This is a genomic window from Pseudomonas sp. RIT-PI-o (assembly GCF_001297215.1).
Classification (GTDB): domain Bacteria; phylum Pseudomonadota; class Gammaproteobacteria; order Pseudomonadales; family Pseudomonadaceae; genus Aquipseudomonas; species Aquipseudomonas moraviensis_A.
In genome coordinates, this window is sequence record NZ_LHPA01000023.1 from 72,125 (window position 1) to 84,583 (window position 12,459).

A 12,459-nucleotide genomic window follows, 5' to 3' on the forward strand; every position below is an offset into this window, starting at 1 on the left:
GGCGCGCCCGGTTTTTTGCGGATAAAGGATCTTATCGATGTCGTTGCACCCTGATCTGGAAGCGTTTCTCGACCTGGCTCAAGACAGCCAGGACGCCGGCCTGCCGGCCATGCACCAACTGACCCCGAGCGAGGCCCGCGGCACATTCGAACAGACCACCGCGCAGTTGCGCTGGCCGGCGCCGCAGGACCTTGAAGTCACCGAGATCGAAACATTGGCCCGGGACGGCGCGGCACTGGCCTTGCGTTTGTATCGGCCCAACGGCGTTGAGTCGCCGCTGCCGGTGCTGGTGTATTTCCACGGTGGCGGGTTTGTGGTCGGCAGTCTGGATTCCCACGACGGTGTCTGCCGTGAGTTTTGCCAGCGCACGCCGTGTGCGGTGCTCTCGGTCGGTTATCGGCTGGCGCCGGAGCATCGCTTTCCGACGGCGCTGGAGGATGGCGAGGACGCGTTGGCGTGGCTGGCCGAACAGGCTGTGAGCCTCGGCCTGGATTGTTCGCGGGTAGCCTTTGGCGGCGACAGCGCGGGCGCCACGCTGGCGACGGTGCTGGCGATTCAGGCGGTGCGGCAGCCGCACACGGTGGCCATCGCACCCAAGGCGCAGTTGTTGTGTTATCCGGTGACCGACGCTTCGCGAGTGCATGATTCGCGGCTGTTGTTTGGCGAGGGGTATTTGCTGGAGAACGACACGCTGGACTGGTTTTATCAGCACTATGCGCGTGGGCCGGAGGATTATCTGGATTGGCGTTTTTCGCCGTTGCTGGCGGAGGATTTGCGCGGGGTTGCGCCGGCCATTGTGGTATTGGCCGGGTTTGATCCGTTGCTGGATGAGGGGCAGGCTTATGTCGACAGGCTGCGTGGGCAGGGGGTTGAGGTCGAGGTCGAGGTTTGTGCCGGGTTGACCCATGATTTGTTGCGGTTGGGGTCGGTGGTGCCTGGGGTTTTGGAGGTTTATTCGAGGGTTGGTGGGGCGCTTGCGCGGGTTCTGGTTTAGTGTGCATATCCGTTGCTGCGGGGGGTGCTGATTACGGTTCCGCCCTTACGGCGGGTCACTTTTTCCAAACGCCGAAAAAGTAACCAAAAAGGCTTGCTCCTGCGTTCGGCCCTCGCAGGCTCGGGTCCCTTCGCTGCGGGATCGATCCGGGCGCAGCGGCTCCGGTTTGCTCCGCTGCACCTACACTCGCTGTGTTTGGCTGCGCCAAACGGTCGCTGCGCTCCCACCCCCGGATCAATCCCTCCACTCAGCCTTCCGACGTCGCCCGTGGATCAAGATCAAGAGCACTCGAGCTAACGCTCATTGTTGAGTGGTGAAAAGCGTGTGGTGTGCTTTGGATCTGTGTTGGATTCGCCCCTCACCCCAGCCCTCTCCCGAGGGAGAGGGAGCCGATTTGCGGGCTTTTCAGAATCTGCATTCGACTCGGTATCGCAAGTCGGCGTACCTTGCCCAAACACCTCGGTCAGTCCCCTCTCCCTCCGGGAGAGGGCTAGGGTGAGGGGCTTTTGATTTCTGCATATTTGCATTCGACTCGGTATCTCAGGTCGCCGTACTTCGCATGTATAACCCGGTTTAGTCCCCTCTCCCTCGGAGAGAGGGTTAGGGTGAGGGGCTTTTGATTTCTGCATATTTGCATTCGACTCGGTATCTCAGGTCGCCGTACTTCGCATGTATAACCCGGTTTAGTCCCCTCTCCCTCGGGGAGAGGGTTAGGGTGAGGGGCTTTTGATTTCTGCATATTTGCATTCGACTCGGTATCTCAGGTCGCCGTACTTCGCATGTGCAACCCGGTTTAGTCCCCTCTCCCTCTGGGAGAGGGCTAGGGTGAGGGGCTTTTGATCTGGCTTTTGCTTCTGCTTCTGCTTTTGCTCTGGCTTTTGATCTTTTGCCCCTTCGGCAGGCTTCGTTACGGGATCGATCCGGGCGTGGGAGCGCAGCGACCGTACGACGCAGTCGTACACAGCGAGTGTAGGTGCAGCGAAGCCAACCGGAGCCGCTGCGCCCGGATCGGTCCCGTAACGAAGGTACCCCGAGCCCCAGCGAGCGGGCCGTACGCCGGGGCAAAGCCTTTTTGGTTACTTTTTCGGCGTTTGGAAAAAGTGACCCGCCGTAAGGGCGGAACCCTAAGTAGCCTTCACCGCAGCAACGGATATGCCCCCAATCCCAAAAAACAAAAAGCCCCGCCAAAGCGGGGCTTCCACACAACTAAGACCAATCAGAAATCAGCCTTCACCGACATCACAAAATTCCGCGGTTCGCCGTAGAAGTTACCGAACCCCTCGGTCCCGATGGTCGCGTAATAACGCTTGTCAAACAGGTTGTTGCCGTTCAACGCCACCGACCAGGTGTCATCAATCCGATAACCAATGCGACCGTTCCAGACCGCATAACCCGCGCCATCGACATTGTCCCCGCCCAGAGGCGAAACCCGGTAGGTGCCCGTCTGCGCATTGACACCCGCACCAATCGTCACCCGATCCAGCGGCCCGCTCAGGGCGTAATCACCCCATACGCGCAACAGGTGACGCGGCACGTAAGAGTTGTAGACCGCGCCATCCTGAGTGGCATCGGCATCTTCCAGCACCTTGGTCTGGGTGTAGGTATAACCGGCCAGCAATTGCAGGCGCTCGATCACTTCACCGCTGACTTCAGCTTCAAAGCCCTGGGCGCGGACCTTGCCCGAGTTGATCTGGCACGAACTGTCTTCGCAACGCAGGTCATCCTGGGCCGCATCTTTCTGAATGGTGCGGAACAGGTTGAACGTGGTGTTCAAACGACCATCGAACCACTCACCCTTGATCCCCAGTTCGTAGCTCTGGCCAATCAGCGGTTTCAGCGTGCTGCCGTCGATGGTCTTGTACGAGCCTTGCGGGGTGAAGATGTCGGTGTAGCTGGCGTAGGCGGTCAGGTTGTCGTTGAGGTCGTAGAGCAGGCCGGCGAACGGCGTGACCTGGCCGGTTTCGGTGGACTTGGTGTTGACGTCGGTGCCTTCGCCGCGGAAGTACTGCACCGAATCAGTGTCGGATTTGTACCAGCTGACCCGGCTGCCCAGCACCAGTGTCATCGGGTCGGCGAGTTTCAGGCGGGCGATCGAGTAAGCGCCGTATTGCTTGATGTGCATGTCCACCGGGCCGCCACGGGAGGCGTTGGCCAGGTAGTAGCTTTCATCCGGCTGCGGGATGTTGTGGTTCGGGTTGAAGACGTTCTGGCGCTGTGGCAATGCCGCCACCGCGTAGAAGTCATCCTTGTGCGAACGGCTGGCGTTGGCGCCGACGATCAGTTCGTGCTGCTGGCCGAAAGCGTCGAATTTGCCGTCGACGTAGGCATCGAAACCGTAATCGCGCTGGTCGTAGTCATAGGTACTGCCGAGCATCAGCGTATTGGTGGCGGTGGCGCCCAATGGCACGGTGCCGCTCGGGAAGGAATATTCCATGTCCTGGGTGTTGCGCGAGTAGACACCGGCGACTTTCAGCGACCAGTCGTCGTTGAACTGGTGTTTGACGTCGGCGAAGTAGGTGGCGCGTTTGCTGCGCTGGTTGTTCCACGAGGTGTTCAGGCAAGTGGAGCGTTTCAGGTGCAGGTCGGAGCCGTCGGCGTAGCGCGGCAGGCCGCCCCAGCACGGGGTGGCGTCGACGTCTTCATAGGCCATGCCCAGACCGAGGGTGGTGTCGGGGCTGAGATCGAAGTCCAGCGCGCCGTAGTAGATCTGGTCGCGGCGTTCAGCCACATCGTAGAAATACTGCCGGGTCTGCTGGGTGACGACGGCGCGACCACGCACGGTGCCGGCGTCGTTCAGCGGGCCGCCGGTGTCGACCTGGCCGCGATAGTTGTCCCAGGTGCCCGCCGACAGCGACAGCTGCGTGTGCGGGGTGTCCTGGCCGCGCTTGCGCACGAAGTTGACGCCGCCGGCGGTGCCGCCCGCGCCCTTCATCATGCCGGCCGCGCCGCGAAGGATTTCCACGCGGTCATAGATGGCCATGTCGCTGTTGAAGCTGTCCGCCTGCACGTAGCTGCTGCCGATGTCCAGCGGCACGCCGTCGTACTGGTACTGGCCGGTCATGCGGAAACCGCGCGAGTAGAAATACTTGCCGCCCATGGGCGAGTCGTAAACGGTGATGCCCGGGGTCTTCTCCATCACCTGTTCGATGGTGTTGAGGTTCTGGTCGTCGAGCATCTTGCGGGTCATCACCGTGACCGACTGCGGTGTTTCCTTGAGCGAGTGCACGCCCTTGCCGATGGTCACGCCGCCGGTGGTGTAGGAGTTGCTGCCCTCGGTGGTGGCGCCGAGGCGGTTGGCGTTGACGTTGGTCGGGGCCAGTTCCATCGCACTGCCGCTGGTGGCCGGGCCGAGCACGGTGACGGTGTTGCCGTCACGCTGATAACGGATGCCGGTGCCGCTGAGCATCGCCTTGAGCGACTCGTCGTCCTGATAGCGGCCGTTGAGGGCGCTGGAACGCAGGCCTTGCAGGCTCTCCGGGCTGTAGACGATTTGCAGGCTGGTTTGCTGACCGAGGGTCTGCAGGGCCTGGGCCAGCGGTTGGGCAGGGATGTTCAGGGTCCATTCCTGGGCCTGGACATAGGGCGCCGCCGCGAGGGTCAGTGCCAGACCCAGGCCGCTACCGGCCAGGCGAGTGCGGGTCGCGCCGTGCATCAGCAGGGCTCGAGTCAGAGGGCGAAGCATGAAACGGGATGCGGACATGAGGTTAAGACCTTGGCAGGTATAGTTGTTAATGGTTCTTATTCATCTCATTAAGACGAGGAAGCCGCGGCAAACCGGAAAAGTTTTTTCTCCGGCTCGTTCGCGGCTGCCTCGATCAGGCGGGTTGCAGTTCGCTTTTGACCTTGCCGGCCTCCATGCGCACCAGCTGATCAGCGACGTCGAAGTAACGGTCGTCGTGGGAAATCACAATGATGGTTTTGCCCAGACGCTTGAGGTCGGGCAGCAGCTCGGTATAGAAGATCCGCCGGAACGTCGGATCCTGATCCGCGGCCCATTCATCGAACACCAGCACCGGGCGCTCTTCGAGCCAGGCATTGACCAGTGCCAGGCGTTTGCGTTGGCCGGTGGACAGGTCGGTAGTGCTGAAGGCGCCATCGCGCACGCTGACCTTGTGCGCAATCTCCAGGCGCTCGAGGTAGCGGGTGGCATCCTGTGGCACTTCACGATCGCCCTGAATCAGGTCATCGAACAGGTAGTAGTCGGCGAAAATCGTCGTGAAGTTCTGGCGGTAATCATCGCGGTTGACCGCGGTGATCGGCTTGTCGTTGACGCGGATTTCGCCCTCGGTCGGCGCATACAGGCCCAGCAGCAATTTGATCAGTGTGGTTTTGCCGCAGCCGTTCTCACCGACGATGAACACGATGTCGCCCTGTTCGATGCGCAGGTTTACCGGGCCCAGGCGAAACGGTTCGCTGCCTTCCACGGCCGGGAAGGCGTAGCGCACGTTGCGCAGTTCCAGGCTCTCGACGGCGGCAGGCTTGTTGCCCTGATCCTGCAGCAGCAGGTGCGGCTCCGGCGAGGAGAACTGTTCGCTGAGTTCGGCGATGCGGCGGAAGGCAATCTGCGCGCGGCTGATGATCGGCAGGGTGCTGATCAGGTGTTCCAGCGGCCCCTTCATGTACAGCAGGACCAGAACAAAGCCGCTCATCACCGCTTTGTCGGCGCTCGGCCACAGCGATTGCAGGGCCAGAGCCATGCCGATGACCACGAAGAACAGCATCGAGCCAAACGACTTGGCGATGACAAACGTGTTGATCGATTTGATTTGGGTGTCGCAGATCTTTTCCGCGGTTTTCTGAATGCCGGCGACGAACATGCGCTGGCGGCGCGGGCGGTGGATGCGCAGTTCCTTGGCGCCTTCGGCGATCGCGTTGTAGTGCTTCTGCAGTTCGTCTTCGGAGTCGCGGGCGGCATAGAAACCGCGCATGCCCTTGGCCCGCGCAATCGCCTGAATGGTGGTGCCGATGGCGATAGCGACCAGCATCATCAGGAACATCGGCCACGACAGCATGGCCAGATAGCCGAGGCAGCCAAGGGTCACGGTCATCGAGATCGCCAGCGGCGCGAAGGCGAAGGCGAAGTCGCTGATGGTGTCGACGTCGTGGGTCAGCACCGGAATCAGGCGATGGCTGCGGTAGCGTTCGATCTGGTCGATCGGCGCCGAGAGGACTTTCTCCCCGAGCTCTTTGCGCAGTTTGGCGATGATGTGCTGGCCGACATAGTTGGTGCCGATGTCCGAGAGGATCGTCGTCAGCAGGGCGAGGGCACAGAGTCCGGCGAAGATCATCACTACCGTGCGGGTCAGGCCGTCATCGGAGTGCAGGGCGTTGTTGATGGTCGCCAGCAGCACGGTGACGCTCAGGCCGCCGAGCATGCCGAGCACGATAGAGGCCGAAACGATCAGGCGGAAGGGCTTGAGCAGGGCGAACAATTCGTTGATCGCCCCACGCGTAGGCTTGGTCATGGAGGATTCCTGCTTCGATGCGGAGGGAGTGCCGGTACTTAAGGAAAACGAATGGTCGCGGAGTTTCTTTAAACGAGCGCAGACGGGCTGCGCTCGTCGAGGGCAGTGTCAGAGGTCGCGCACTACGCGAAAGCCCAGCCAGTCGCCCTTGCTGGTCGGCCAGCTGCTGTTGCGGTTGCCGGAGCGGGAGAAGATCGGCGCCTCGCCCCAGTCGTTGCCGCGCATGACCTGGCGCTCGCAGTTTTCCTGGGTCCACGGGCGACCGTCGGCGGGCACGCCGGAGTAGTCCGGGTGGTAGCAGTCGGCGGTCCATTCGTAGACGTTGCCGTGGGCGTCGAACACACCAAACGCGTTGGCCGGGAAGGTGCCGGCCGGCGAGGTGAAGTTGTAGCCGTCGGCCGCGCCGTAGGTGTTGGCGTGTTTGGCGATCTGGTAATCCTTGCCCTCGTCGAACGAGAACGGGAAGGGCCCGGTGCTGCCGCCCCGGGCGGCATATTCGCGGATCGATTCGCTTTGCAGGCGATAGGCGTGGCCGGTCTTTTTCGACAGCCAGTCGATGTAGCCCTGGGCCTCGGCGACGTTCATGCACACCGCCGGGTCGCGGGGCGTCTGTTTGAACTCGGGCTTGCCGGCGGTGCAGCGGCGGCCGGGGCGATCATCGAAGTCGTAGGGCTTGTTGCCGGTCTCGCGGACATAGGCGTCCCATTCGCCCACCAGCACCTGCGAGCGGCTGATGGCGAACGGTTTGCTGAAGGTCACCGTGTGCAACGGGCCTTCATCGGGCTGACGGCCGACTTCATCGTCCGGCGTGCCCATGGTGTAGCTGCCGGTCGGCAGCACGACCATTTCCGGGCAGTCCTTGCAGTCCTTGAACACTTTGCCCGGCGCGGGCGCGGGCGCGGTCGCCGCCAGCGCAGTGCCGGGCATCAGTGCGCCGCAGAGGGCGCTCAGCGCCAGTGCGGGCAGGGCTTTGGAGAGGAGTGACGCGTGAGGCTTTTTCATGGGTCGTCTCTTTGAAAGGGAAAACGGCAGTCGAGGATCAGGCGCGCAGCTTGTTGCCGAGGATGTTCATGAAGCGATCCACTTCGGCTTCGCTGTTGAGCAAGCCCGGCGCGGTACGAATCACCGGCCCGACGTCGCGGCTGACCGCGTCGCAGATCACCCGGTTCTGCATCAGCCAGGCAGCCACTGCATCGCTGTCCTGGTCCTTGATCCGGAAGAAGGTGAAACCGGCGGAAAACTGCGGATCGAGCGGGGTCACCAGTTCGATGTTGCGGTGCTCCTGCAGGCGTTGCTTGAGGTAGCTGTTGAGCTGATGAATGCGCGTCTGTACCTCGGCCTTGCCCAGTTGCAGGTGCAACTTGAAGGCTTCGTCCAGCGCCCAGCGATGCTCGAAGGCGTGATAGCCGCCCGGGGTCATGATGGTCGAGAAGGCTGTGGCCTCGGAGAAGGTCGGCACGCTGGGGCTGACGTATTTCAGTTCTTCGGTGCGGCTGCAGACGATGCCGGTGCCGCGCGGGCCGAACATCCACTTGTGGGTGCCGGCGATGAAAAAGTCGCAGTTCATCTGCGGGAAACTCAGGTCGTCGACGCCGAAACCGTGCACGCCATCGACCACATAGATCAGCCTGTCCTTGTCGTCGCGCTGACGATTGTGCTCGTCGACCAGATGTGAGATCTCGCTGATCGGCAGCTTCACACCGCTGCCTGAATGCACCCAGGTCATGCCCAGCACGCGGGTCTCGGGGCGGATATTGCGGTTGATCGTGTCGAGCACCTGATCCAGAGAAATGCTCTGCGGGGTGTCGAACAGCTTGAGTTTGCGCACCTGGGTGCCGTCGCGACGGCTGCGGAAATCGAGGATGTTGCGCGTCGAGTAATGCTCGTGAACCGTGGTGAGGATTTCCTGATCCTCGCGCACCTGCACGCTGCCGTAGATCATCGCCAGACCTTCGGTGGTGCTGCCGGTCAGGGCGATCTGCCCCGGTTTGGCTTGCAGGTACTGGCCGGCCCAGTGGCGCACGTTTTCTTCGCGTTTCTCGGTGACGCCCAGATCCCAATCCATCGCCAGACCCGGATTCAGATCCAGCGCCGCGCGATAGCGTTCGATGGCTTCGCGCACCGGTTTGGGGTGCGAGGTGACGAGGAAATTGGCGAAGTGAATCGCCTGGGGATCCTGATCGAACAACTGACGCAACTGCGTCCATTTATCCCGCGGCGCAGCGGCCGGCGCAGCGATTGCCGCCGGCGCAGTGAGGCTGGCGCCCAGGGGCAGGGCGGCGGCGAGCAGGCCGGCGTGTTTCAGAAAAGTGCGGCGATCAGTCATGGCCGGGCCACCTCCTGGCGCGACGCCAGTGCCGGTTTCGCGGCTTTCTGCACCTGATCCCAGACGCGCATGAAGTTGCCGCCCCAGAGCTTGGCAATGTCCGCTTCGGAGTAGCCGCGCTGCAGCAGTTCGGCGGTGACGTTGCGAATTTCACCGACGTTTTCCCAGCCTTTGATCCCGCCACCATCGTTGAAGTCCGAAGCGATGCCGACGTGGTCGATACCGATCTTGCGCACCGTGTAATCGATGGCGTCGCCGAAATCCTTGAGGGTGGCTTTCGGTTCTTCTTCGAGGATCGCGTAGAGGCCGCTGGCGTACTGGCCGAGCTTCTGTTCCGACCAGGCAGTGATGATCGGATCGCCGGGCATCAGCGCCATGGCCAGATTGGGCAGCGGCGGCAGATCGAAACGCGCACGCAACGCATTGAGTTTGTCTTGGGTGCCTTGGGTCAGCGGTTTCAGGTACTGCGAGAAAGCGACGACCTGCACCACGCCGCCACTGTTTTTGATCAGTTGCAGCTCTTTGTCGCTGAGGTTGCGCGGAATGTCTACGGCCGCCCGGGGCGCCGAGTGCGAGGCCACCAGCGGAGTGCGGCTGAGTCCGGCGACTTGCTCAAGGGCTTTGGTCGACATCTGCGAAACGTCGATGATCACGCCCAGATCGTTCAAGCGTTGCACCGCTTGTTTGCCGATATCAGAGAGCCCGTTGAGGGCGTCGGGCGAGTCATTGAAAAACGGCAGCGGTCGCGACGAGTCGGCCCAGCTGTTGTTGCCGATGTAACTGAAACCGAACATGCGCATGCCGCGCCCGGCCCACAGGTCGAGCTTGCTCAGGTCGTTGCCCAGCGGGTAGGCGTTGAGCATGCTGATGAAAATCGCAAACTTGCCTTCGCCGTGCAGCCGGCGGAAATCATCCGGCGTGTAGGCGATGCCGGCCTGATTGGGGAAGTCGCGAACGATCCCGGAGATGATCTTGTAGCGCACTTCCTGCTGGTTGCGCGCCTCTTCGACAAAACCCTCGGTCGGGCGGTGCGGGGCGTTCGGGCCGTTCCACATTTCCGGCCAGCCGAACACCGTCAGCGCCGCACCGGACAGGCGCCCGCGATTGGCCTTGACCAGGTCGAACTGGTCCGAGCCATCCTTGTCGGCTTCGTGGTCGTGGCTGCCGAAACTCAGCGGCACGGTGATGTGGCTGTCGAACGACAGCAGGCGATCCTGCAATTCGCTCGCCTGTTTCATCACCTTCACCGGGTAGCCGGGGTTGTTCCAGTAATCCCAGGCCAGAAATCCTGCGCCGGCGCTGATCGCCAGGGCCAGTGGCAGGCCGATGAATAGAGCCTTTTTCCAACGCGGTTTTGTCATTGCCATCTCATTCAGGTTCGCCGTCGAGGTACAGGCGCAGGGGCCTTTGCTATCTGGGAAGAACGAGTGGCCGGGTGGCTAATTTAGGCGGCGTTACAAATGCCCGGCGCCGCCGTCGCGATGTTTTGCCGGCAGCGTAAATTTCCCCGTCGAGCAAACGTTCTAGCTTGGATAAAGCCTGCTTCATGGCTGACACAGGTAGGGCAATGACGATCTCTCGACGCTGGTTCATGGCGGGCATGGCACTCACGGGCGCCGCGCTGCCTGCCGCTTTTTATGCACATCGTGAACTGACTCGCGAGGAGTTTCCGATCACCCCGGGCGAGGCCACGGTCGATCTGGCGGACACCGCCGGGCAACAACTGGCGGACAATCTTCGCGGGGTCTGGGACATTCGCTTTACCGGTGCGGCGGCCGGGCTCGATGGCTTGCCGGCGCAAGGCCTGGAGCTGTTTCTCGACATCGCTCACCGTGGCCGTGGGCTGCGCGGTTATCTCGACACCGGTACCAATCTGCGTGCCGAGGGGCCTGCGCGTTATCAAGTGATCGGTGATCTGGCGCCGGGCAACGGCGCCGAGATGTATTGGCGCCTGCTGCGCACCGATGCGCCGTTAGCGCCACCGGTGTATGAGTTCAAAGTCAAACTGGACGAAGTCTGGGCGGCATTCGGCAATGCCGGCAGCGCCACGTTCACCGGGCAGGTCTTGCGCCTGGATCGGCCGTTGGCGTTGCCCGAGCTGGACAATCAGTTCATCGCCATCAAGCGACGCTTTCCCGAAGCCCGCGAACGCACCGGGCTCAATCCGCAACTGTTGGCCTGGCTGGTGGCGCCCGAACATCGGTTGTTCCATCAGCTCTGGCACGCCACGCGCGACAAGTGGCACAAGCTCTCGGAGAAAAAACGCGAAGCGCTGCGCGGTATCGGCTGGCAGCCCGGGCCGCGCGACAGGGAGCGCGATGCCCGTGGCCCACGCAAGGATCGCAATGGCTCCGGCGTGGACTTTTTCTTCATGCATCGGCACATGCTCGGCATCGCCCGGTCGATGCAGGATTTGCCGTCGTGGCCAGCGTTCCCGCAGCCGCAGCCAGAGCTGGAACGTGACCGACAGGGCTTCGCCCGTTATTTCGACAATCACGACGGCAACTCACTACCGCCGACCTGGCTGGCCGAGGGCGATGACGAATACACCAAATGGGTCAGCGACATCAAAGCGGCGGAGACTTTCCAGAGCAATTTTCTGGTCTGGGAATCGCAGTACCGTGATCCGCGTTATTTATCGAAATTGACCCTCGGCCAGTTCGGTTCCGAGGTCGAACTGGGCCTGCACGACTGGCTGCACATGCGCTGGGCTTCGGTGGCGCGTGATCCGTCCAACGACATTCCGGTGCCGATGGCACGCGATCAGGCGGATTTCGCCGCGCGCTGGTATGCACCGGAAAACGACTTTCTCGGCGACCCGTTTTCCTCTCATGTGAACCCGGTGTTCTGGCGTTTCCACGGCTGGATCGATGATCGCCTGGAAGACTGGTTCCGCGCCCACGAGCGCTTTCATCCGGGTGAGGTGACCCGTCTGCAAGTCAATGGCGTGCCGTGGTTTGCACCGGGGCGCTGGGTGGAAGTCGCCGACCCCTGGCTCGGCCCCGACACCCACGGCTGCAGTACCGTGCCCGGCCTGCAAGTCGGGCGCTCGGTGGAGATGGACCCGGAAACCATGAAACTGGCGCTGCGCATCACCTTCGGCGACGAAGACAACATGACCGAACTGTTCCGCAAAGTCCCTCGGCGACCGTGGTATGCACGGCATCTGAAGGTCAAGGGCCGACAGCTCTAGATCGGTTCAACACATACTCTGAATTGATCGCAATCCCTTGTAGGAGTGAGCCTGCTCGCGATGACGTCGTGTCAGTCACCCGTTATGCCGGATGACCCACCGCCATCGCGAGCAGGCTCACTCCTACAGGGGGTATTTATCGTGGCGAAGATTTTGGCCTGACCGAATGACCCCTGTGGGAGCTTGCTCGCGAAGGCTTTTTTTGGGGGGGGGTCTTTTTGAGTGAGTACATATCCATTGCTGCGGTAACGACTGCTTAGGGTTCCGCCCTTACGGCGGGTCACCTTTTTCAAACGCCAAAAAGGTAACCGAAAAGGCTTGCTCCTGCGTTCGGCCCCTCGCGGGCTCGGGGTTCCTTCGCTGCGGGATCGATCCGGGCGCAGCGGCTCCGGTTTGCTTCGCTGCACCTCCTTCCGCTGTGTCTGGCTGCGCCAGACGGTCGCTGCGCTCCCACGCCCGGATCAATCCCTCCGCTCAGCCT

The 12,459-nt window shown here is 62.0% G+C and carries 7 protein-coding genes; 2 read left to right on the forward strand and 5 right to left on the reverse strand.

The genetic code is table 11. The annotated features are described in order from the left end of the window. The first annotated feature begins 37 nt into the window (after positions 1 to 37). The gene (locus AEQ63_RS14300) at positions 38 to 994 is read left to right on the forward strand and encodes an alpha/beta hydrolase (RefSeq protein WP_064363896.1); all 957 of its coding nucleotides are present in this window, start codon (positions 38 to 40) and stop codon (positions 992 to 994) included. Between the two features lie 1,216 nt (positions 995 to 2,210). Here the strand turns inward: AEQ63_RS14300 and AEQ63_RS14305 are convergent. From AEQ63_RS14305 to pvdM, 5 genes are all read right to left on the reverse strand, one after another. Next, positions 2,211 to 4,694, reverse strand: coding sequence for a TonB-dependent siderophore receptor (locus AEQ63_RS14305; RefSeq protein ID WP_173867339.1), 2,484 nt, complete (start codon positions 4,692 to 4,694; stop codon positions 2,211 to 2,213). Positions 4,695 to 4,809: 115 nt separating this feature from the next. Further along, a complete protein-coding gene (locus AEQ63_RS14310) occupies positions 4,810 to 6,459 on the reverse strand; it encodes a cyclic peptide export ABC transporter (RefSeq protein ID WP_042608389.1) in 1,650 nt (549 codons plus the stop codon). Positions 6,460 to 6,567: 108 nt separating this feature from the next. Continuing rightward, positions 6,568 to 7,461 carry a dihydropyoverdine dehydrogenase gene (pvdO, locus tag AEQ63_RS14315; RefSeq protein WP_064363898.1) on the reverse strand — a complete coding sequence of 298 codons (894 nt, stop codon included), beginning with the start codon at positions 7,459 to 7,461 and terminating at the stop codon, positions 6,568 to 6,570. A 37-nt stretch (positions 7,462 to 7,498) separates the two neighbouring features. Then, the gene (pvdN, locus tag AEQ63_RS14320) at positions 7,499 to 8,785 is read right to left on the reverse strand and encodes a pyoverdine-tailoring periplasmic protein PvdN (RefSeq protein WP_064363899.1); all 1,287 of its coding nucleotides are present in this window, start codon (positions 8,783 to 8,785) and stop codon (positions 7,499 to 7,501) included. Further along, a complete protein-coding gene (gene pvdM / locus AEQ63_RS14325; protein WP_064363900.1) occupies positions 8,782 to 10,146 on the reverse strand; it encodes a pyoverdine-tailoring dipeptidase-like protein PvdM in 1,365 nt (454 codons plus the stop codon). The genes pvdN and pvdM overlap by 4 nt, the downstream gene beginning before the upstream one ends. 206 nt (positions 10,147 to 10,352) lie before the next feature. Between pvdM and pvdP the strand changes: the two genes are divergently transcribed. Next, complete coding sequence (gene pvdP, locus AEQ63_RS14330) at positions 10,353 to 11,978, forward strand: pyoverdine maturation tyrosinase PvdP (RefSeq protein ID WP_064363901.1); 1,626 nt, start codon at positions 10,353 to 10,355, stop codon at positions 11,976 to 11,978. Positions 11,979 to 12,459 lie beyond the last annotated feature (481 nt).

Excerpts from the sequence above, each read along its gene's own strand:
- AEQ63_RS14305 (WP_173867339.1), bottom strand. The coding sequence starts at position 4,694 with ATGTCCGCATCCCGTTTCATGCTTCGCCCTCTGACTCGAGCCCTGCTG.
- AEQ63_RS14300 (WP_064363896.1), top strand. The coding sequence starts at position 38 with ATGTCGTTGCACCCTGATCTGGAAGCGTTTCTCGACCTGGCTCAAGAC.
- pvdO (WP_064363898.1), bottom strand. The coding sequence starts at position 7,461 with ATGAAAAAGCCTCACGCGTCACTCCTCTCCAAAGCCCTGCCCGCACTG.
- pvdM (WP_064363900.1), bottom strand. The coding sequence starts at position 10,146 with ATGACAAAACCGCGTTGGAAAAAGGCTCTATTCATCGGCCTGCCACTG.
- AEQ63_RS14310 (WP_042608389.1), bottom strand. The coding sequence starts at position 6,459 with ATGACCAAGCCTACGCGTGGGGCGATCAACGAATTGTTCGCCCTGCTC.
- pvdP (WP_064363901.1), top strand. The coding sequence starts at position 10,353 with ATGACGATCTCTCGACGCTGGTTCATGGCGGGCATGGCACTCACGGGC.
- pvdN (WP_064363899.1), bottom strand. The coding sequence starts at position 8,785 with ATGACTGATCGCCGCACTTTTCTGAAACACGCCGGCCTGCTCGCCGCC.